Below are 21,565 nucleotides of genomic sequence, written 5' to 3' on the forward strand. Positions count from 1 at the left end.
TTTATCTCTTTTCTAGTTTCTAGTATACCACAGGTACTTTTTAGTTTGATGGGCCTTTAGGTTTTTTTTGTGCCATAATAAACACAGGTTCAATGCCATTGTCCCCCATCAAAAATGGAAGGGCTGTGACTGGTACTCTGCCTTGTCCAAAAAAGGTCAAAGTCGTTTGTGCCATTACATCGTACCCTGTATCATTTACAAGATCGACGAAAAACAACGCGTCTTGATGTGGAATCGCAATACCTAATTCGCCTTGCACCTTTTTACCCATTTCTTCAATCAGAGAAGGGTCAAGAATTCGGCTCGCTTCATACCCATCCTTTGCATTCATAAAGTAAAAGGTATTTCCAGCTACCTCCTGTTGTTTAAAGGACTGCGGTAGTGATCGCAAATTAAATAAAGCCATCTCCTTTAAGGATTCTGGTGTCATTCCACTTTGTTCTAATAGAGAGTGATCAATCAATGTGTAAGATTGTCCTAAATCAAGCGCATAGTACACTCTAGTTTCAGCCGTATGCTCATGGAAAACAAGCTTTTTACCATCTTTTGATTCCTCAGGAAATGAAGCTGCACGAATCACTGGATAAATGCTGGACTCGTTCCCCTTTAGATTAACTTGTTGACGCATTGATTCAAGTCCAACCTTTACATACCGAACCGCTTCATCTACACCTGCATACTCTTCTCTTTCCCATTTTGCTAGCAACGGACGAAGTGAAAGAGTGACTCCTTTGTTCGTGATCGTATCTTCTATTCTAAGTGTAGCTTCTTTTTGATTGTATTTAATGTTCCATTCTGGATGCTCAAGCTGAGCTTCAATCTTCTTTCTAAATTCCTGCATATTCATATCTCATTCTTCCTTCCTACCATTCGGTAAGCGATCCTTTGTAGTCTTTACCGATTTTACCATGTGTATGGCAACATTCCAACGAAACCGTATCTAACTACGTTCATAAAAAAAATACCTCTTTAGGATTTCACCCAAAGAGGTATTTTGACGATTACACGCTTTTCGCTTCAGCTTCGGTTAAGAATTGTTCAATCTCTTCTTGTGTTTTGCGATCTTTACTTACAAATCGGTGAACTTCTTGTCCGTTTGCATAGGCTAAGAAGCTTGGAATACCAAAAATGCTAAGCTCTCCACATAGATCAATGAATTGATCGCGGTCTACATAATAGAAATTGAATGTTGGAAAGTCAGCTTCTACTCGTGGAAGAAACGGCTCAATCACTCGACAGTCCGGGCACCAATCTGCTGAAAACATAAATACTGCCGTTTCGCTCTCGCTTATTTTTTTAAAATGCTCTAAGTCTTTTACATGTTCCATCTTAAATCTCCTCAGCTTTCTTTAGATAAAGTGTAGATTTTCATATCTCCATCTCTAATATAACCCATTTTCCTCATCAATTCCGAGAAAAGTAAACTAAGAAATGCTGGAGCTATAAAATAAAAGATTAAAACTGCGATTATACTCGAAGAATGAAAGCCCATATCTCGAAACGTCATAATCGGTCCAACTAATCCACTTGTGCCCATCCCGGCTCCCGCAGGAATATTTGTTATCCCAAATACAATGACTCCGATTGGTGCTAAAATGGCGCCGGCTATAAGAGGTGGTATGATAATAATCGGCTTTTGAATGACTTTCGGAAGGAGTAGCATCGAGGTCCCGAGTCCTAATGGAATCAATCCCGAAAAACGGTTATCTCTGAATCCACTGACAGCAAAACCGATCATTTGGGCTGCACAGCCTATTGTTGCAGCTCCAGCAATTGGTCCTTCAAGCTCTAATACCATTCCAAGGGCAGCACTTGAAGTCGGACCTGTTATAACAAGCCCCATGACAGTCGCTACCACAATGCACATAATAAGTGGTTGTTGTTCACCTGCCCACATTATCGCATTTCCTAATGTAGTCATTGTTGTTTGAACACCTGGTCCTGCAAAAAAACCAACCAAATATCCGCTAATTACTGTTACAAAGGGAACAAGAATAATATCCATTTTTGTTTCACCACTAATCAGTTTTCCAAGTTCAACCGCAATAACAGAGGCAACAAAACTCCCAGACACGCCCCCAAACTCCGCTCCTGCCGCTCCTGCCACCACAGCAGAAAGTACAACGAGCCTTGGCGCCTTTAGTCCAAGAGCTATGGCAGCCCCAATGGCCGGCCCCATTAGCGACATTGCTAAATCTCCAATACGTATGAGACTATCTACTCCGAACTGTTCACCTGCTGTACTTAGAATGAGTCCAATAATTAGTGTTGCAAAAAAACCAATAGCCATTTGCCCCATCGCATCTATAAAATAAACTCGCCAATGAAGCCTTACCCCTTTTTTCTTTAAAAAAGCGTTCACGGTTTCTCCTCCTGTCGTCTACCCATCTCATCATACTCTTAACTATTACACCTGACAAGACACTTGTTAAAAAGTGTGATGTTTTGTTTTTGTCAAGTGAAACTCGTATACTTTAACTACCAATCTAATAGAGGAGTGAATAAGTATGGAATTAAACGTATACCTTGCCGGAGAAATTCATAGCTCATGGAGAGAAACCATTAAACAGTTGGCATCCGACCTACCGATTACGTTTTATCATCCAATGGAACATCATGATCGTTCTGATAACATCGGTGAAGAAATTATGGGTGAACAACCAAACGCTGTGTTAAAAGATGAAGCCGCTTCTAGCATAAACAATTTACGAACACAGGTCCTTCTTCAGAAATCTGATGTAGTGGTTGCGCTATTCAGTGAAACCTATCGCCAATGGAATACGGCAATGGATGCTTCTACAGCAGTTGCATTAGGTAAACCACTCATCTTAATCCGCCCAGAAAAGCTTCATCATGCGCTGAAGGAGTTATCGAACAAAGCACAAGTTGTTGTAGAAACACCAGAACAAGCAATCTCTGCTCTTTCGTATATATTTGAAAAAGAATAAAAAAGGCTAAGGCTGGGACAAAATTATAAATCAATTAGAAAAATGGCGAATGATTCTACGATCGAATCATTCGCCATTCGTGTTTTTCGGATTATTTAGTAAGACGAGCGGAGGGAGAACCTGAGACTCCTACGGAACAGAACGCAGTGAAGACACTGTAGCGGCGCTTTTCCGCGAAAGGTGCTGAGGCCGTTCCCGGCGGGTGCGAAGGATTCTCCTGTAGCGGATTTATTGCTATGTTCGTGTTTTACTATCCACATTAATGTTATGTCCCAGCCTCGCCTTTTTTTATTTAGTTTGTTGCTCTACAAGATACTGGCCGTATAGGGCTTTTACAATGTGACTGAACATCTCTTTACGCGTGATCCAGTTTAATGTAAAGGCACCGACTGCTCCTTCTCTTGTATTCGTTCCTTCCTCTTTCGCACGCTCATTCATAATTGTACCGAGCTCTTGACCCTTTAACAGCTCATCACTAACTTCTGTCGGAACAGGAATTTTTAGTCCACTTGCTTCCCATGTCTTCCCTTTTTTATCGACAAGAACTCCCCAATTGCATAACATTAAAGCGCCAGTTTCCGTTTCACTAACTCCACCTTCAAGTCCGATCGCTAAGTCTGCTTCAGCTTCAAGCAGTGCTGCTTTTGCACGATTTAGTGCACCGAGTCTTGTTTCGTCGTCAGAGAAAGGCTGGCAACTCACACCTGAAGGAACCTCTGTTGAAACAAAGGAGAGTGGCTCACTTAATAACGTCTCTTTTACCGCGTGAACCTTTGCTGGATTCTTTGTCCCGATGGCAACAATGAATGGGGTTGTGCCCTCCAAACTCATAAAGAATGACCAATAAGCGATTCGAACATTGATTTGTCCGATGTTTTCACTAATTTAATTAATAGTTCCTTCGCTGCTGCATAGTCATCTACATGAATAATGGAGCCTGATGTATGGATATAACGTGAGCAAATCCCCACTACTGCTGATGGAACCCCTTGATTAACTAAATGAACTCTTCCTGCATCGGTGCCACCTGGAGAAATAAAGTATTGGTATGGAATGTTATTTGATTCAGCCGTATCTAAAATAAACTCACGCATTCCTTTGTGTGTAATCATCGTACGGTCGAAAATACGTAGAAGTGCACCTTTTCCTAAACGACCAAACGCGTCAGCTCCACCTGTAGCATCATTGGCAGGACTTGCATCAAGTGCATAGAACAAATCAGGATTAATCATTTGGGCAGCTGTTTGTGCTCCGCGCAAACCAACTTCCTCTTGAACGGTTGCACCGGAATAAAGAATATTCGGGATCTCTTCTCCCTGAAGCTCTTTCAATAACTCAATGGCGAGCCCTACTCCATAACGATTGTCCCAAGCTTTCGCTAGAATCTTCTTAGGATTTGCAAGTGGCGTAAATTCACTAACAGGTACAATTTGTTGACCTGGCATCACACCAAGCTTGATGGCTTCCTCTTTATCGTCGGCACCTATATCAATGTACATTTGTTTGAGAGGCATTGGCTTATTACGTTGGCTCTCCTCAAGTAAATGAGGTGGCGTTGAGCCAATTACACCGATAATCGGGCCTTGATCGGTCATGATTTGAACGCGTTGCGCGAGCAACACCTGGCTCCACCATCCACCAAGGGTTTGAAACTTTACAAGTCCCTTGTCGTTGATTGATGTGACCATAAATCCAACTTCATCCATATGTCCTGCAACCATTACAGTTGGACCTTCCACGTTTCCTCGTTTCACCCCAAAAATACTACCTAAACGGTCTTGTACAATTTCTTCTGTGTACTTTGATAACTCACCGCGAACAAAATGACGTACTTCATGTTCAAATCCAGATGCTCCTTGGAGTTCTGTTAACGTTTTAAATAAAGATAACGTTTCTTGATTCATACGTTTCTCCTCACTTTCTATGGATAACTGATGTTTGTATGTATTGTTGTACAATACTCTTAGTGTATCGAATCTTATTTCAAATTGCCACTTTCTTACGCAAACAAAAAATCGTTTTATTCTTCCCCGATGGACAAACTTTGCACAGATTTTTAACTACTGTTATGATTAGATCATCCAATCGTACTACACATAAGACATAGACGGATTACTTATGAAAGGAATGATTGACCTTGAAAAAGCTCTCATTTGGTTTAGGTATTGGGTTTGCTTTGGGATATCTTCTTCGTCCTACTATTTCAAAGGAACGAATTTCCCCAGAAAAGGCCTTAAAGAAAGCAAAAGCTACAGCTGCGACACAGCATACGATCAGCGGATCATGGATTCACATGAACCCTGAAACAGTTGAACGTTATGGCCTTCAATACGAGGTATATCGAGGTGGAATGTCAACTTCTACTCCGGACGGAACGGTTCAATTTGAGTTTATTGTTGAAACGAAAAACGGCACACTGTTAGAATTTATTCAGTCCTAACAAAAAGAAATCCAAGAAAGGATCTCCTTTCTCGGATTTCTTTTTTAGTTTCTGAACTTTGCTTCGCACCGATAAATCCGCATTTGTTTTTTAGAGAATTTCTCTTCGTACTCGGTCATCACATTTCCTTCAATTCCGCTCTCATGAAGATTCAAGCTCACTTGATTTAAGATCATTCCATAAAGTGAAAAACTGTGCAAAGAATACTCAAATAAACCCTGATTATCGGTTTTAAAATGAATCTCTCCCTGCTTTATTAAAAGATTCTCATATAAAGCTAAAAACGATTTATACGTCAGTCTTCTTTTTTCATGGCGAGATTTTGGCCAAGGATCCGTGAAATTAATGTAAAATCGATCGACTTCTCCAGGAGCAAAGAATTCTTGTAAATCAGAAACGTCTTGGCTAAGTAGCTTCACGTTCTCAAGCCCAGCTTCTTCCACACGCTCCATTGCCGTATATAAAACACTCTGATATTTTTCTACACCAATATATAAAATATTCGGATGAAGTTCTCCCATCCCTGTTAAGAACTTCCCTTTTCCGGTTCCAACTTCAACATGAATTTCATCATAATCACCAAAGGTTTTTTTCCAATTACCGGCCATTTCCTTTGGATTCTGAATCACAATGTGGTCTCGTTTTTTCAGTTCTTCAGATGCCCACGGCTTATGTCTTAATCTCATTTCTAATCCTCCTGCTTTTGTATAATAACTGCACAAATGGTGACATTAACATCAAACCATTTAAAAAGGAGTCAACAAAATGACCCTCTCAAATTCTCATAAATTACAACTATTGTGCGACCTTCTTCAAAATCAATCAACTGAGCAGTATATGACAGATGGAGAAGCTCACCAAATTGATCGACTTGTTCAATCTTTATCAAGAGATCCAAATTTAGACCCGTCCTTGCTGCAAACAATCCAACAGATCCAAGAGCAACACCAGCTTGATAATCGGCCTTTCACAAATGATGTGTCTGAATGGGTAACTTCACTTTCAATAAACCAAACGACATAATCCTAGTCATTTCTCAGGAAATAACACTCATAACAAAAGCTCATCCAGACTAGTGGATGAGCTTCTTGTATTATAGAAGCGTAGTCAAGTATTCTTCAAACCTTTTGGCCTCTTCAGGTTGTCCTCTTTCATAATGCCATGTAATCAACGTTATAGTTTGAGCAACAACATACCAGTGCATCCGATCTCTAAGGGATTGATCAAGCTGGATACCATAGTTATGTAACCATTCTTCCCAATCTTGTTCTGCGATATAGGAATACAATAATAAGCCGATATCTAACGCTCGGTCAGCCACCATTGCCCCGTCCCAATCAATCAGATACAAATTATTCGTTTCGTCATCTACCATCCAATTATTATGGTTGATATCACAATGGCACACCACACTAGGAAAGTTGACTACTTTTTCAATTTCCCTACTGAGGTAGGTCATTCCTTCTTGAATCGTATCTATGTTCAACCCAGTTAATTCGGTTTGAATACGCAAATTCTCCAACATGACTTCAGGGATGAGAGGTTCATTACCAATCCTCTTAAACATATCAAGTAATTCGCTCGATCCATGAATGGTAGAGAGAAGATTGGCCACCTGGCTATCCTGCATTTGATAGGCCTTAAGTTCTTTTCCTTCAACCCATCTTTGAGCCGTAATGACATCGCCGTTCTCTAAACGTCTTGTCCATAACAGCTTTGGGACTATGCCTTCAGCCGAAAGGACCGCTAGAAAAGGTGATGAATTTCGTTTCAAAAAGACCTGATGGTCACCTCGCCGGGCTACATATGCTTCTCCTGTTGCACCTCCGGCTGGTTGAACCTCCCAGCCATCTCCTAAAAACATTTCCAACCCATTCACCTTCAATTTCCTCTACTTTTCAAATATATCGGTAACATTCTTACAATTATATCGCATTTGAGCTTATGAACCAAGAATGTTTCTAAAAATCAACGAAAATAAAGCAGAGCTGCTTCGTTGTCTAGCTCTACTTAAGCTACTGGATACAAACCAGTGTAGAAAGCGGAGAGACTTTAATCTCTTCTCCACGCAGTGAATACAATGGTACCAAAGAAGCAGCTTTTTCGTCAACGCAAACTTGCCATATCCCTGAAACTTTACATTGCAACGTTTTCTGTTGAAGGCTTCCATTATGAAAAACAAGCATCGTTTGAGCGTAGGCACGCTTGTTTGAAGGATGCTTTAACTGATAGGCTAAAAAATCTGATTCCCCATGAAGCCAGGTCAAATGCGCATCAATTTTTTCAAAAGTGTTTAATTGAAAACCTGCGTACATTTTCCTAATTAAAATTAACCCTTTTACATAGCTGATGTAAGCCTGATGACGAGAACGTTGATGCCAATCCATTTGATTTATCCAATCAGGATGAGCGTAGCTATTCTCAATTCCAAACTTAGTGCGACAAAATTCCTGTCCTGCATGGATAAAAGGGATTCCCTGAGACAGTAAGATCATGCTTGTTAAAAGCTTATGACGTCGCTGAATAGTTGTTTGATTTTCATCTGGATGCAATTTCACCAATCGGTCCCAAAGAGTCTGATTATCATGTACTTCAACATAGTGAATGGCTTGAGTAGGTGAATGAAACCGTTCTGCCCCTCCACTTATTGCTTCTTTTAGTTTTTCTGAGGAGCTTCCTGGATGGCCAAATCCTTTGTCTTGTATAGAAAAAATGGAACCCTTTAATGCATCTCTACATTGATCATCAAAGAAAGAGATATCTGGCAGCTGGTGGGCCTGCTCAATTGTTGCCAGCTGATTAGAGGGATAAGCTGTTTGCATGTTCCAGCCTTCTCCTAAAAGGAAAAAGCCATCTTTATACTCCTTACATACATCAGCAACTTCATTCATCGTCTTGAGATCAAGGATTCCCATTAAGTCAAAACGCAACCCGTCGATATTAAACTCCGTGATAAGGTAGCGAACCGAATCCACTATTAATTTTCGCACCATGGTTCTCTCTGAGGCAAGATCATTTCCTACACCTGTTCCATTGCTGATCTTTCCATTTGAATGATGTCTGAAATAATATCCTGGAACTAATTTTTCAAGATTAGAATTCTCCCAGACATAGACATGGTTGTAAACCACATCAAAGATCACCCTTATCTCTTGCTTATGGAATTCATTGACCGTCTCTCTTAACTCTATGACTCGAGTAAGACCATGATAGGGATCTGTTGAATAGCTACCCTCGACCGCAAATAAATGAGTGGTATCATAACCCCAATTATACGACTTAAATCGATTGCTCTCATCCACTGTTTGAAATTCTTGGACTGGCATCACTTGAACGTGAGTGATCCCTAGTTCCTTTACGTAATACATTCCCGTTTGGAACCCTTCTTGGTTCACCGTATGTTCCTCAACCAATCCTAAGTACGTAGCCTTCCCATTTATGCCACTTGAATGAGCAATCGAGAAATCACGAATGTGCACCTCATAGAGAATGGACTGTTCTTTTGGTAATGCATGAAGAGATCGTATATCGGCTAATGGAACTGTGCTGCCAATCATCGCTTTTTGCCCATTAACAGAAAGATATTTGGCATAGGGATCAACAATGCATGCTGCCTCTTTCCCAGGGTTATATACTCTATACTGGTACCAATACCCACTGTAATCTCCTGAGGTCTCACATCTCCAAATGCCATTTTCTTCTCGTTTGAATGGATATGATTCACATGGTCGCTCATACCAATTTTTGAATAATACGAGCTCCACAAGATAAGCTGTAGGTGTCCAAACAATAAAGGTAGAACCTTCAGCAGAATAGTCCAAACCTAAATCATTGCCACTGCAATCAAATAATTGGTCAAATTCATCTGTCCGAACAACATCTTTTATCTGTAACGGAATGTGTATATCTGGAAATCCTACCAAACAGAGTGAACCAAATGGGAAGGGATGGTGTAAGCGTAAAGTCAAACATGTATATTCCTGACTCTCAATTATAAAAGAAATGAAGTCCTCGCCCTTAGTGATGACGAGCCTCTCTTGCTCTTGCTTAGTGAGCCTTCTACTACAAACAACCCGGACCACCTGCATGTGAATTAATTCGGCCTCTATAAAAAGAGAATTGACAGTAGGGCATGTCGTTTGCTTCAATAAGAAAAGCTCCTTCCCGTATAAGTCGCAATGTAATCTGATCTTACATATTAATGAATGTTAGAGGAATGGTAAGTAAAAAGACTTACTTTAGCAAGCCTATGTAAAAAGAGAATTGATCATGCGCTTATTTTGTAAGGTGCTATTCATATTGTGGAGGGAACATGATGACCCAATCTTTACCTACAAATAGAGGACGTCTGTTGGTTGCATGCCTTGACCAGCCTGGAATCGTCGCATCTATCTCAAGCTTCTTACAAAAGCAAGGAGCAAATATCGTTCAGTCGGACCAATATACAACCGATCCAGAAGGCGGAATGTTCTTCATGCGTGTTGAGTTTGACTGGTCTTCAACAAACGATCATTTCGATCAAATAAAAGAACGTTTTGTAGAAATCGCTTCTGCGTTTGATTTTGACTGGCGAATGGAGCGAGCAACTCGCAAAAAGAAAATGGTCATCTTTGTATCAAAGGAAAACCATTGTTTATTAGAGCTCCTATGGAAATGGAAAGCTGGCGAGCTACACGTAGATATTCCGCTTGTTATTAGTAACCATCCAGATCAAAAAGAAGAAGTAGAAGGATATGGCATTCCATTTGTGCATATTCCCGTTGAAAAAGGACGTAAGCAGGAAGCGGAGAAAAAAGCGATTGATCTAGTTAAGCAATATGACGCTGACTTTGTTGTGTTAGCGCGTTATATGCAAATCCTTTCCCCAACGTTTGTTCAGGAATTTCCGAAGAAGATTATTAATATTCACCATTCGTTTCTCCCTGCTTTTATTGGTGCAAATCCATATGCAAAGGCATTTGAACGTGGTGTGAAATTAATTGGTGCGACAGCTCATTATGTAACAGACGACTTGGACGAGGGACCAATCATCGAACAGGATATTATGCGAGTAAATCATCGCTATTCAAGTGCAGAGCTTAAAGTAGCCGGGCGAAACGTTGAACGAATCGCTTTAGCCCGAGCAGTAAATTGGCATCATGAGGACCGTGTGATCATTCACGGAAACAAAACAATTGTCTTTTCCTAATAAAAAAACTGATTCCGCTACTGGAATCAGTTTTTTTATTAGATCAGCTTTTGTAATTCTTCGTTTATATATTGTACCTCAACATCCGTCATCTCAGGTATGAGGTGAATTAATTGTGCACCCTCATTCCCAGCAGCAGGAAGTGCTTCTTCCCCGTATCGCTTAAGCCAGAGATGAAGTGCTTCATACAACCCTTTTTTCGCTTCTCTGATGGTCTCACCGAAACTTACACAACCATCAATTCCTTCAAGTTCAATCATATATTCTTTACTACCTATCCAATTTGGAACTTGTCGAAGGTACCAAGTGAAGTCCTCAGGACGTACTTGGTTTAGAAGATCGCTTCCCGTCCTCATCTAACCTACTCTCCTCTCGTACTATTGCGTGGACAGTCACTATCTCTCTCACGAGCACTTATTTAACCAGTTCCCTATTATACGATGACTAGCCGTCTCTTTCAATGCTATCTCATGAGAACATTTCAGGTTCGGCTATATTTCGTTCAATAGACTCTCCACTCTCACAATACTGAAGTAGTGTTTCGCATGCTTTTACTTGTTGATGTTTTAACGGAATGTTTGAATGGACAAGCTTTGATTTCCATTCAGAAAATGAACGCTTGTCTAGAAAATCAACTTTCATCCCTACCGTCCTATGATCGATAATCGAGTCCGCTGCAATGACGATACTCCGAATGGGCATCATCCGGTCATGCTGTGAGAGAATGTTCTGAATGACTCGCTCCATTCTCTCCAATGCAGGAATTGGACTTAGCCGCTTCCGTCTCTCTTGATTCACGTATTCAATCCAATAACGATCGGAGTTTACTTCAAAGACACTTAATGCTTCCCCTTTTAAACAGGTTAGACAGATGATTTCAGTAGGGGTGATTAAAAGTGTGTCTAGCTCTATTTCCGCTTTTTTCACATAAAGCACTGGCTTATAAAATATAAAACAATTGTCAGGTAGCTCGATCCCAAGCTGCTTCAACCATAGATCTTGCTTCCAATCAATGATCAAATCCTGGCTTAATAATTCCGCGTCGGGAACTCCAGCCCAAAGAAGTTGCTTTTCGAAGATTTCATCTCGAAACAGTTGCTTTGTTTGTTGAAAGACTTCATACTCTCTTTCCTTTTCGCTCTTTTGTTCAGGTAATCCCATTGTCCAATTTCTAACCTTATTCACGGTTTTTGACCAGACCTCAGCAATCGCAGAGGATTCCGATAAATCTTCATATTCAAGTCGAATGACCTCAGCGAATTCTCTTTTCCAAGATTCCTGCAAGTAATGCCAGCGTTCCTTTTTCATACGAGTGAATTGGCTTGAGTATCGTTGAATATCCGTTTGATAACGTGATGTATAATCAGAAATACGAATAATGTGAGCCACAGCTCCGCCTCCTGTTGACTGCTTGCGACCCAGGCACACTCGCTAGCTTCGTTTTCACTTAGTTTATCATATTACCGATCAGGAGAACCGAAGATTTCAGTGACTTAAAACCAGATCAGAGCGACAACAGGAATAAGAATGGACACCATGATCGCACATAAAGTCATCGCCACAGAGCTAATCGCTCCTTCTTCCTCACTAAATTCCAGTGCTTTTGCCGTGCCGATCGCATGTGATGCACTCCCGACGGCAACTCCTCGACCAACTACGTGATCAATACGGAACCATTTACAGATTAGAGAATAAAGGATTGTTCCGGTCACTCCAGCTACTGTCACAAATATGGCTGCAAGTGAAGACTCGCCACCTGTGGATTCAGCTAGGTCAATTGCGACTGCTGTTGTCACCGATTTTGGTAAGAGGGAAGCAATTGTCCCTTGATCTACACCTAATAAGCTCGTTAATAGAAATGTACTAAACACACCAATTAGAGAACCAACAGATGTCCCAACTAATAACGAAATTCGGTATTTCTTAAGTATAGTTAGTTGTCTATATAATGGATAAGCTAATGCCACAACAGCTACTCCAATAACAGTCTCAAGCCAACCCGCTCCATTAATGTAGCTTTCATATGGGATCTCAAACAAAAATAAGACACATAACAATAGAGCCGTTCCTGTAATAACCGGTAGTAATAACGGATTTGGAAATAGTCGATAGATCCATCTCCCCCCTATATAACAAAGGAGAGTTAAGGTTGTCATAAGTAACAGATTAATCATTATGTATTCCTTTCTTGTTTTCGTGCTAAGGATTGGCTGACGAGTCCAGAAATGATAATAATCATGAGCGTGCTGAACATGGTAACGAGAATCAACATAAGCCCATACCGAGTGAAAAGAAACGGGAAGGCAACAATCCCAGCTATAATAGGAATAAATAATAACGAAAGATGCTTAAGTAAATAAGAAGCTCCTTGATCCACAAACCTCTCTGGAATCATTCCGCTCATTAAGCAGATCAACAGAAGAAGCATACCAAGTAAACTCCCTGGAAAAGGAATCGATAACCAAGCTTGTAAGGCAACTCCCAAAAGATAAAATCCACTCAAAATGAGTAGATGCAATGTCATTCGAGCCATTTTCATATGTCAACACGTCCTAGATGAAATGTATGGATTGGTTTATATTTCGGTTCAAGCTTTGGAAAGGATTGAAACAAATCCACATGAGAGATTGTAATAGGTTTATCAATAAAGGTCACGTGTTTAGCTTGAAAGGCCGCCTCCAGATTCCATTTCCTAGCTACTGTGATATGAGGAGAATAAGGTCGTTTGTCTACTTGAACACCACAAGAAGCCACAATATCTTGAATATCCCTTTGGAGTGTTCTTAGATCATCATCTTCCTGGAGCCCTATCCAATAAATGCGCGGTATTTCCTGCGATCCAAACGTCCCCGTTTTTTCTAGCTTTAACGTTAATGGTGTCCAATGGACGGACTGTTCATGAATTCGATTCACAATGTTATTTCTTTGATCGGTTGAGACAGCTCCTAAAAATACGAGCGTAATGTGGTAGTCTGCTTCATGTACCCACTTCTGAAAGCTGTTTTTGTCCCACGTTTTTCTAAGTTGTTCCTTAAGATGTTGTTTTAATTCCTTCGGTAGTGGTATTGCTATAAAGAAGTGATTATCCAACGATGTACCCTACTTTCATGATGTATTTATTCAAGAGACTCATTCATCATAGAATCTCTAGTCTTATGATAAACTAATATCAGTCGTTGATTCAAAAGGAGTGGAAGCATGAACGTATATAGCAATATAGCAGAATTGATCGGAAATACTCCGCTCATTCGCTTACAACGCGTGGCTGATCAAAGTGGTGCCGACGTTTATTTAAAAATGGAATCTCAAAACCCCAGTGGTTCTGTAAAAGACCGAGCTGCTTTTAATATGATTATTGAGGCAGAGAAAAGCGGATTGTTGAAGCCTGGTTCAACGATCATCGAACCTACCAGCGGAAACACCGGGATTGGAATTGCAATGAATGCAGCTGCGCGAGGATACAAATCGATTCTCGTTATGCCTGACACGATGTCAGAGGAACGAATTAATCTGCTAAAGGCTTATGGAGCAAAGGTTGTCCTTACTGAGGGCGATAAGAAAATGCCAGGGGCCATTGAAAAAGCTCATGAACTCGTAAAGGAAATTCCAGACAGCTTTATGCCGATGCAATTTGAGAATCCTTCAAACCCAGATGCTCACCGAAAAACAACTGCACATGAAATTAAACGATCGTTGGACCAGATTGATCGTAAGCTTTCAGCGTTTGTTGCTGCTTCCGGGACAGGAGGAACTGTAACTGGAACGGGAGAGGAATTAAAAGAATTATATCCAGATGTGTCGATCCACGTGGTTGAACCCGCAGGCTCTCCAGTACTTTCTGGCGGGAAACCCGGACCTCATAAATTAGTTGGGACAAGCCCAGGTTTTGTTCCACCCATTTTAAATACAGAAGTATATAACGAGATTTTAAAAATTAAGGATGAAGATGCATACCGCGTGACACGTGCGCTTGCTCGCGAAGAAGGAATTTTAGTCGGTCCATCTTCTGGAGCTGCTTGCTTTGCAGCCTTAGAAGTAGCAAAACGATTAACGCCAAAAGATACAGTTGTAGCCATTGCATGTGATACCGGAGAGCGTTATCTTTCAACTGACTTATTTACATTTGAGTAAAGGATGCATGGTGAACAATTCTTATCTAAATTTAATCATTGTTCGGTTTTGTTTACATGTGCCTATCTCGACATTTAAGATTAATTAGTAGATTCAGCTACTATTTTAATCATTTGTCTGAAAGCATTGTTCGGCTTTTCGTTAACATTTTTAGTCATCACACGAAAATACACAAACAAAATCCTTGATAAATTAGACGAGCCGTTATAAAATATACGTGTCTAGGGAAGTATACGTTGCATTAGATTAAACAGATAGAAGATAATCTGATTTAACGTCACTTTAGAAAGACAACACGTCCCTGACGCGCACTAATCATTAAAGAACCGTGCATGATGTAGTTTTATTCTGCATACATTTAGCAACAGGATCTAGTCATGATTATGTATAAGGAGTGGTGTTTTGAAAACTTCAACTGATCGCATGCTGACTCGTATTAAGTCCATTTACCTCTATATCAAACAAAGGGGGACCGTCACGACGAATGAATTGGTTGAAGAGTTCGGAATTACTCAACGGACGATCCAACGTGACTTGAACGTACTAGAGTATAACAAACTCGTGACAAGCCCTACACGTGGAAAATGGAGTACAACTAACAAAAAAACAAGGGTTTCGTAGTAGACCTGATACATGAAGAGACCGAGGCATGATATGTGCCTCGGTCTCTTTTGGCTTTTATTCAAAAAGCGCTAGCTCTTCTTCTGTTAGTTCTCTACATTCACCAGGTGAAAGGGACTCATCAAGCTCAAGTTTTCCTATTGCTCGGCGCTTAAGAGTTAAGACGGTTTTTCCTCTTGCCTTAAACATCCGCTTAACTTGATGGAATTTCCCTTCTGTTATCGAAAGCTCAATATGAGAGTGTTCATCTGCTTCCAAAATACGAAGCACAGCAGGCTTTGTTACGTATCCATCATCAAGCTCAACGCCCACTCGAAATGCCTCTGCATCATCTTCTGTCACGACCCCATCGATCTTTGCTTGATACACCTTTGATACGTGACGTCTTGGGGACATCAACCGGTGTGAAAAAGCACCATCGGTTGTAAGCAGTAATAACCCTTCTGTGTCTTTATCTAATCGACCAACAGGGAAAAGTGAATAGGAGCCCCATTTGTCATTAACTAGATCAATGACTGTCTTGTGCATCGAATCCTCCGTTGCAGAGATAACCCCTTTTGGTTTATTTAACATTAAGTAAACCTCAGAATGATATTGTACAACCTCACCTGCCACAATGATTTCCTGGGTGCTTGGATCAACTTGTGTTTTTGGATCTTTATTCACTTCTTGGTTAACCGAAACAACCCCAGATTTAAGGAGCTTTTTCACTTCTTTTCTAGAGCCATAGCCCGTATCAGCTAGAAGCTTGTCTAATCTCATGGTTCTTGCCTCATTTCTACAATTCCTCAGTCTTTTCAAACATATATTCTCTCCGGTTTGCTTTGACACACAGTACTAAACCAAGCGATAAACCGGCGGTCAAAAGTGAACTCCCTCCATAACTAACGAGCGGCAACGAGAATCCCGTAACGGGTAGTAGACCGATATTCATTCCGATGTTTTGGAAGATCTGAAACGCAAATAATCCTGCTACTCCTGCACAGATACATAGATCAAATTGGTTTGTTGATTGGAACCCGATCATGACAATATGATATAACAGAATGAAGTAAATACTTATGAGTATACACGCCACAATGAATCCATGTGTATGTGCAATAATAGCAAAGATAAAGTCGGTATGCGCTTCAGGAATATAGTAATTATTATTTTCTGCTCCGATACCATTTAATCGTCCCGAACCGACAGCTCTCATCGCTAAATTCACCTGAAACGCTTCATCCGTATATTCTGTTGGGTTCAGCCATCCATGAAACCGTCTTACCTGATAATCCTCAAGATGAACGAAAAAGAATTTTTCTAGTAGATCCATCCGTGTAAAGTAGATCATGACAAAGCTAAGTATTGCTGTCACAGGGATGAGAATCATGGAGAGTATCCATTTTAAGCTTACCTTTGAAACGAGCAGGACAGATAAAACAATGGCCGCAATCTGCATGATCGTTCCCATATCAGGCTGTTCAATCAATAACAAAGCAACAGGAAAGCATAGAGCTGCCACTTTTGCGATCAACCAGACATCGCTTTTCCATTTTGAAGACCCTTCTTTATGTTTGCTAATGATACTTGCAAAGGTAATAATCAAAAAGATCTTCGTTAACTCTGCCGGTTGAAATGAACCAATCACTGGCAGGTTATACCAGCGTATGGCTCCATTGTCTTCTCCTCTTACAAGTGAATCCGGTACAATCAGAAGACCTATTAGGATGATGATTCCAAATCCATATAAAAACCAATGGCTCTGCTTAATATAATCAATGTCAATGTATGACATAGCAGTGACTAGTATAAATAATGCGACAAAAAAGATGAATTGCCTGAGCATAAAGTTTGTTGAATATTGTTGAAGTTCTTGTGCTTCATATATGTAAAAACAACTAATGACCATAAAAAGAAACAGAAGAAATAGCATATTATAATCTAGCTTTGATTTTAACATAGTAGCCCCACCTAATTTCCAATTCCCTTCATTATATCGATTCCTCCCTTTTTTGGACAGCTTTTATCCCTTTTATTGCATAAAAAAGAACCAGTCGCCTTATTCAGCAACTGATTCTCTCGCTTCAAACATATAATGCTTTGTTCTCATATTTACATTCAGAATAATTCCCATAGCGAGCATATTCGTGAGTAACGCACTTCCCCCGTAGCTAATAAACGGCAACGCAAGACCTGTAATTGGCATTAAACCGATCGTCATCGCAATGTTTTGAAAGACTTGGAAAACAAGCAAACCAATTACTCCAGCAACTAGATATGAGCCGTACAGATTATTACACGTTAGGGCAATCATAATCATACGGTAAAATAGTAAGAAATAGGTCACTAGAAGGACCATTGCTCCAAAGAACCCGAATTCTTCACCGATGGCCGCAAAGATAAAGTCGGTATGGATTTCAGGGAGAGTATCGCTTTGAGTTTGAACGCCTTGCATAAACCCACTTCCATAAAACTGCCCTGAACCAATCCCTTGTAATGCCAGATTTAATTGATAACCGATCCCCGATGTATCTCCATCAGGATCCAGCCAACCAAGAATTCGGTCAAGCTGGTGAGACTTAATAAAGATACTGAATATATCAAAATGTGCATTATAGAGCCAAACGAGAACCGAAATTCCAAATATGGCTAGTACGGATATGAAAACTAAAATCCGCCACCTAATTCCTGACATTAAGATCATAACACCGATGATACTTGCAATAACTAGCGCAGTCCCTAAATCCGGCTGCTTAAGAACCAGGAAAAATGGTGGGACTCCCAATGCTAATATTTTTAGCAGAATCATTAAATCGCCTTGAATGGACGTGTCTTTTCGATGAGTAGTCACTTTATATAACAAATGTGCAAGAGCAAGAATCAAAAAAATCTTCATAAACTCCGATGGCTGAATCTCTGTTACACCTAAGTTAATCCACCGTTGCGCTCCATTGCGATAGACTCCAAAAAATTCAACAATCAATAAGAGAAGCATACCAAACGCATAGACAGGAACTGTAAGATTTTTAAAGAAATCATAATCAACAAACATCACACCAACTATAATGACGGCACCAACAGCAAACCAGATAAGCTGTCTAATCACAAAATAACTAGGGTCGACACTGTATTGTCCGGACGCACTATAAATGGCCAACAAACTAATACACATTAACACAAACATTAGAAACAGTAACGTATAGTCAAGCTGTTGAAGGCTTGATTTTTTTTCTTGCATGTTGTTCCTCCACTAATAAGGTTAAGCCCTGTTGCTAGGCTGTTTTAACCTGATTATCAAGATCTTCTTTCAAACGACTTTGGCGAATGTTATGACGGGATACGTTCGCTAAAATCGCGATAGATATCATCGTTACAAGTAAAGATGATCCACCGTTACTCACGAGTGGCAATGTGATACCGGTAATGGGAAGTAATCCACTCACCGCCCCCACATTAAAGACCACTTGAAGCGCCAATTGGAATACAATACCGAAAGCCAGTAAGCTACCAAATGGATTCTTACACTTCATTCCGATTAATACTCCTTTAAAAAGGATTACACCGTAACACGCCAAAACAAACAATACACCAAGGATTCCAAGTTCTTCTGATATAATCGCTAAAATAAAATCGGTGTGAGCCTCAGGTAGATATAATAACTTTTGTACACTTCCCCCTAAACCAGTTCCAGTCAATCCCCCATGTGCAAATGCTATGTAGCCCTGAATGAGTTGAAGACCATCATTCATCGGATCGGCAAACGGATCAACAAAGGTTGTTAGTCGTCTAAAACGATAGGGTGCTGCGGTTGCAAGCGTAGCAAACAAAGAAACTCCTATTAATCCTAAACCAATAATATGCGTCCATCTTGCACCAGAAAGAAAGATAATGAAGAACGTAACTGTTAAGATTGCTGCAGCTGTTCCAAAATCCGGTTGGAGCATGATCAGGATAAAAATGAAACCAACTACAATTAGAGGAGGCAGGACTCCTTTAATAAATTTATGAATATACACTTGTTTTTGAGAATAAACTTGAGCAAGGTAAATCACCATGCCTAATTTAACAAATTCAGAAGGCTGTAGTCTAAATGGTCCAACCTGTAACCAACGCTGCGCTCCCCCACCTGAACTTCCCAGTCCAATTAATACAAGACCTAATGATAGAAAGGATAACAATAAAATAAACGGCGTTAGTTTCTTAAACACATGATAATTAAAATGCATAAAAAAGATAAAAAGAATGGTAGCGAGTATAAACCAGACAGCTTGCCGTTTTAAGAAAAAGTACGGATCGCCACTTCCTCCTTCTCCCATGTACATACCTTCCACATAGCTTGAGCTAAAAACCATTAACACGCCAAAGGAAGCCAGCGCAAATACTGTCAGGATTAGCAACCAATCATGATCCTTTATAAATGAATACTTCATTGCCTCCCCCACTTCACCCGAACATAGTCAGTCCCCTTATTATAGCAGAGCCCGCGCCATTGAAAAAGAGGAGGAAGCTGTCATAACTTGTTGAAAATCGTGCGCCAATGACGCAAAATCTCTAAACATTAGTCCGGTCTCCTAAACCGTTCACCTAACACGACCTCTGCTAGCCTAGAGCGATATGTCAGATAGGCATAAACAATCGCTCCAGATAATGCGCCCACTCCAGATAAAATAAAACTGTTTAATCGATTCTCTAAAGGAAAGCTGATACGTAGCCCCATCGTAATAAACCACACAACAGCTGCCATGATGAGTGAAAAAATGAGAAGAACGCCCCCTCTTTGAACAATCTTCTTAAAAGAAAATGACGTATGCTTCCCTATTCCCCACACGGTCACGCCAATAGCTACAATAAATCCAATGTACGTTGCTAAAATCGCTCCATTTGGTCCCATGGTAACAAGGAGCAGATGATTTAATGAGAGTTTAAGAACTAACCCAGCTAAAAGAGCTGTAATGGCAAGCATTTGACGGTTGATTCCTTGAAGGATTGCTGCCGTAACAGAGAAAAGGGAGAACAACAACGTAATTGGACCATAGTACTGCAGCGTTTCTCCTCCGATAGCCAAATCCTCAAGATTGAACAATGCCACAAAGATAGGGTCCGACAGTACAGCTAGTCCAACGGCTGCTGGCAACGTAATAAACAGAATCAGTTGAAAGGTTTGAGTGATAAGCCTCTGAAGCTTGGCTTGATCCCCTTCTGTATAAGCTCTTGTTATTGTTGGTACCAGTGTAATCGACAGCGCTGTTGCTAGCGCCATAGGAATTAACACAATCTTGTGTGCTGATTGTGTTAAAACTCCTACAAAATTCTCAGAGACCTCACCCATCCCGATAGATGCAAGAGCCCCGTTAATGGTCATCGTATCAATTAACTGGAACAACGGAATGGCCAGACCAACGATTGAGAGCGGAACAGCATACCAGATGAGTTCCTTATACATTGCTTTTAAAGGCAACGGCTTTTGAGAATGCTTGCTTTGAGATAGACCAATGATGGTTGTACGACTTTTAAAAAGATACATGAGTAAAACAGCTAGCCCTGCCAAACCTCCGACAAACGCACCAAAGGTAGCAAAACCGACTGCCAGTCCAATTTCACCGTTTCCTACGTTCATGATTAAAAAAGCGGCCGCCAAAATAAAACAGATTCGCACAATTTGTTCGATCACTTGAGACACGGCTGTTGGCATCATTTGCCCGGACCCTTGAAAATACCCTCGAATCATTCCCATGATCGGAACAATGAGTAGAGCAACACTAACCATACGAATCGTAAATGTAATATCCTCATACGAATTAACACCAGACTGTTCATTGGGTAAGACGAGAGGCGTAATGACAGGTGCCATAAAAAATAAGAGCAGAAAGGCTAATAAACCCGTGATGCTCATCACAAGTAAACCAGATTTAAACAAGCGATAGCCCGTTTCATAATCTCCCATTGATTGATATTTTGAAACAAACTTAGAGACTGCGAGTGGAAATCCGAGCGTCGCTAAGCTGAGTAGTATGGTATAAGGCGTGTAGCCATACGAATATAACCCTAACCCTGTTTGACCAACTAAGGCAGAGAAAGGAACGACATAAATAAAGCCTAAAATTTTTGAAGCAAGAGTTGCAGCGGTTAAGACTTTTGTCCCGCGCATCAAATTCGAATCGGCCATGTTTCCCTCCTGTATTTCCCGAAAAAGATCTAAATTGAATTGTAGCATAGATTGATTCTGCATAATCGTGACGAATCATGTAAAAAACA

24 protein-coding genes are annotated in these 21,565 nt (G+C 40.5%); 6 read left to right on the plus strand and 18 right to left on the minus strand.

Going from position 1 to position 21,565, the window contains the following annotated elements; genetic code table 11:
• Positions 1-40: 40 nt before the first annotated feature.
• The 3 genes from NSQ54_14715 to NSQ54_14725 all read right to left on the minus strand — a co-directional run bounded on the left by NSQ54_14715 (position 41) and on the right by NSQ54_14725 (position 2,362).
• The gene (locus tag NSQ54_14715; GenBank protein WYP25563.1) at positions 41-847 is read right to left on the minus strand and encodes a DUF1444 domain-containing protein; all 807 of its coding nucleotides are present in this window, start codon (positions 845-847) and stop codon (positions 41-43) included.
• Positions 848-1,001: 154 nt separating this feature from the next.
• Positions 1,002-1,328, minus strand: a complete 327-nt coding sequence (locus tag NSQ54_14720) for a thioredoxin family protein (protein WYP25564.1) — start codon at positions 1,326-1,328, stop codon at positions 1,002-1,004.
• Positions 1,329-1,339: 11 nt separating this feature from the next.
• Positions 1,340-2,362, minus strand: a complete 1,023-nt coding sequence (locus tag NSQ54_14725) for a PTS sugar transporter subunit IIC (GenBank protein WYP25565.1) — start codon at positions 2,360-2,362, stop codon at positions 1,340-1,342.
• A 145-nt stretch (positions 2,363-2,507) separates the two neighbouring features.
• On the opposite strand from NSQ54_14725, the gene NSQ54_14730 reads away from it, so the two are divergent.
• Positions 2,508-2,948, plus strand: coding sequence for a YtoQ family protein (locus NSQ54_14730; GenBank protein WYP25566.1), 441 nt, complete (start codon positions 2,508-2,510; stop codon positions 2,946-2,948).
• Between the two features lie 288 nt (positions 2,949-3,236).
• Here the strand turns inward: NSQ54_14730 and NSQ54_14735 are convergent, their stop codons facing one another.
• Together NSQ54_14735 and NSQ54_14740 are read right to left on the minus strand one after the other, a co-directional pair.
• Positions 3,237-3,779: a DUF84 family protein gene (locus NSQ54_14735; GenBank protein ID WYP25567.1), complete on the minus strand. Its 543-nt coding sequence runs from the start codon at positions 3,777-3,779 to the stop codon at positions 3,237-3,239.
• Positions 3,776-4,852: a M42 family metallopeptidase gene (locus NSQ54_14740; GenBank protein WYP25568.1), complete on the minus strand. Its 1,077-nt coding sequence runs from the start codon at positions 4,850-4,852 to the stop codon at positions 3,776-3,778. The genes NSQ54_14735 and NSQ54_14740 overlap by 4 nt, the downstream gene beginning before the upstream one ends.
• A gap of 233 nt (positions 4,853-5,085) precedes the next feature.
• Between NSQ54_14740 and NSQ54_14745 the strand changes: the two genes are divergently transcribed.
• A complete protein-coding gene (locus tag NSQ54_14745; GenBank protein ID WYP25569.1) occupies positions 5,086-5,388 on the plus strand; it encodes a PepSY domain-containing protein in 303 nt (100 codons plus the stop codon).
• 44 nt (positions 5,389-5,432) lie between these two features.
• On the opposite strand, the gene trmB is transcribed toward NSQ54_14745, so the two are convergent.
• Complete coding sequence (gene trmB / locus NSQ54_14750; protein WYP25570.1) at positions 5,433-6,074, minus strand: tRNA (guanosine(46)-N7)-methyltransferase TrmB; 642 nt, start codon at positions 6,072-6,074, stop codon at positions 5,433-5,435.
• A 79-nt stretch (positions 6,075-6,153) separates the two neighbouring features.
• Between trmB and NSQ54_14755 the strand changes: the two genes are divergently transcribed.
• Positions 6,154-6,411, plus strand: coding sequence for a YtzH-like family protein (locus tag NSQ54_14755; protein ID WYP25571.1), 258 nt, complete (start codon positions 6,154-6,156; stop codon positions 6,409-6,411).
• A gap of 70 nt (positions 6,412-6,481) precedes the next feature.
• On the opposite strand, the gene NSQ54_14760 is transcribed toward NSQ54_14755, so the two are convergent.
• Both NSQ54_14760 and pulA read right to left on the minus strand, forming a co-directional pair.
• Complete coding sequence (locus tag NSQ54_14760) at positions 6,482-7,258, minus strand: phosphotransferase family protein (GenBank protein WYP28569.1); 777 nt, start codon at positions 7,256-7,258, stop codon at positions 6,482-6,484.
• A gap of 145 nt (positions 7,259-7,403) precedes the next feature.
• The gene (gene pulA, locus NSQ54_14765; protein WYP25572.1) at positions 7,404-9,356 is read right to left on the minus strand and encodes a type I pullulanase; all 1,953 of its coding nucleotides are present in this window, start codon (positions 9,354-9,356) and stop codon (positions 7,404-7,406) included.
• Between the two features lie 347 nt (positions 9,357-9,703).
• On the opposite strand from pulA, the gene purU reads away from it, so the two are divergent.
• Positions 9,704-10,576 (plus strand): formyltetrahydrofolate deformylase, encoded by an 873-nt coding sequence (gene purU / locus NSQ54_14770; protein ID WYP25573.1) that lies wholly within the window; start codon positions 9,704-9,706, stop codon positions 10,574-10,576.
• Positions 10,577-10,614: 38 nt separating this feature from the next.
• On the opposite strand, the gene NSQ54_14775 is transcribed toward purU, so the two are convergent.
• The 5 genes from NSQ54_14775 to thpR form a co-directional block, all read right to left on the minus strand.
• Positions 10,615-10,932 (minus strand): type II toxin-antitoxin system HicB family antitoxin, encoded by a 318-nt coding sequence (locus tag NSQ54_14775; protein WYP25574.1) that lies wholly within the window; start codon positions 10,930-10,932, stop codon positions 10,615-10,617.
• A gap of 112 nt (positions 10,933-11,044) precedes the next feature.
• Positions 11,045-11,965: a nuclease-related domain-containing protein gene (locus NSQ54_14780; protein ID WYP25575.1), complete on the minus strand. Its 921-nt coding sequence runs from the start codon at positions 11,963-11,965 to the stop codon at positions 11,045-11,047.
• Positions 11,966-12,069: 104 nt separating this feature from the next.
• Complete coding sequence (locus tag NSQ54_14785) at positions 12,070-12,750, minus strand: LrgB family protein (GenBank protein ID WYP25576.1); 681 nt, start codon at positions 12,748-12,750, stop codon at positions 12,070-12,072.
• Positions 12,750-13,115: a CidA/LrgA family protein gene (locus tag NSQ54_14790; GenBank protein ID WYP25577.1), complete on the minus strand. Its 366-nt coding sequence runs from the start codon at positions 13,113-13,115 to the stop codon at positions 12,750-12,752. The genes NSQ54_14785 and NSQ54_14790 overlap by 1 nt, the downstream gene beginning before the upstream one ends.
• A complete protein-coding gene (gene thpR, locus NSQ54_14795) occupies positions 13,112-13,666 on the minus strand; it encodes an RNA 2',3'-cyclic phosphodiesterase (protein ID WYP25578.1) in 555 nt (184 codons plus the stop codon). Before thpR ends, NSQ54_14790 begins: the two co-directional genes overlap by 4 nt.
• Positions 13,667-13,774: 108 nt before the next feature.
• On the opposite strand from thpR, the gene cysK reads away from it, so the two are divergent.
• Together cysK and NSQ54_14805 are read left to right on the plus strand one after the other, a co-directional pair.
• Positions 13,775-14,707, plus strand: coding sequence for a cysteine synthase A (gene cysK / locus NSQ54_14800; protein ID WYP25579.1), 933 nt, complete (start codon positions 13,775-13,777; stop codon positions 14,705-14,707).
• Between the two features lie 402 nt (positions 14,708-15,109).
• Positions 15,110-15,328 carry a DeoR family transcriptional regulator gene (locus NSQ54_14805; protein WYP25580.1) on the plus strand — a complete coding sequence of 73 codons (219 nt, stop codon included), beginning with the start codon at positions 15,110-15,112 and terminating at the stop codon, positions 15,326-15,328.
• 57 nt (positions 15,329-15,385) lie between these two features.
• Here NSQ54_14805 and NSQ54_14810 read toward each other — a convergent pair whose 3' ends face one another.
• From NSQ54_14810 to NSQ54_14830, 5 genes are all read right to left on the minus strand, one after another.
• Entirely contained in the window at positions 15,386-16,090 is a 705-nt protein-coding gene (locus NSQ54_14810; GenBank protein ID WYP25581.1) for a pseudouridine synthase, read from the minus strand.
• Positions 16,091-16,106: 16 nt separating this feature from the next.
• Positions 16,107-17,270: an FtsW/RodA/SpoVE family cell cycle protein gene (locus NSQ54_14815; GenBank protein ID WYP25582.1), complete on the minus strand. Its 1,164-nt coding sequence runs from the start codon at positions 17,268-17,270 to the stop codon at positions 16,107-16,109.
• Between the two features lie 99 nt (positions 17,271-17,369).
• A complete protein-coding gene (gene rodA, locus NSQ54_14820) occupies positions 17,370-18,548 on the minus strand; it encodes a rod shape-determining protein RodA (GenBank protein WYP25583.1) in 1,179 nt (392 codons plus the stop codon).
• Between the two features lie 34 nt (positions 18,549-18,582).
• Entirely contained in the window at positions 18,583-19,740 is a 1,158-nt protein-coding gene (ftsW, locus tag NSQ54_14825) for a putative lipid II flippase FtsW (protein WYP25584.1), read from the minus strand.
• 128 nt (positions 19,741-19,868) lie between these two features.
• Positions 19,869-21,476 (minus strand): polysaccharide biosynthesis protein, encoded by a 1,608-nt coding sequence (locus NSQ54_14830; protein WYP25585.1) that lies wholly within the window; start codon positions 21,474-21,476, stop codon positions 19,869-19,871.
• Positions 21,477-21,565 lie beyond the last annotated feature (89 nt).

Origin of the sequence: Alkalihalobacillus sp. FSL W8-0930, from assembly GCA_037965595.1 — a bacterium.
In the GTDB taxonomy this organism is placed as follows: Bacteria; Bacillota; Bacilli; order Bacillales; family Bacillaceae_D; genus Alkalicoccobacillus.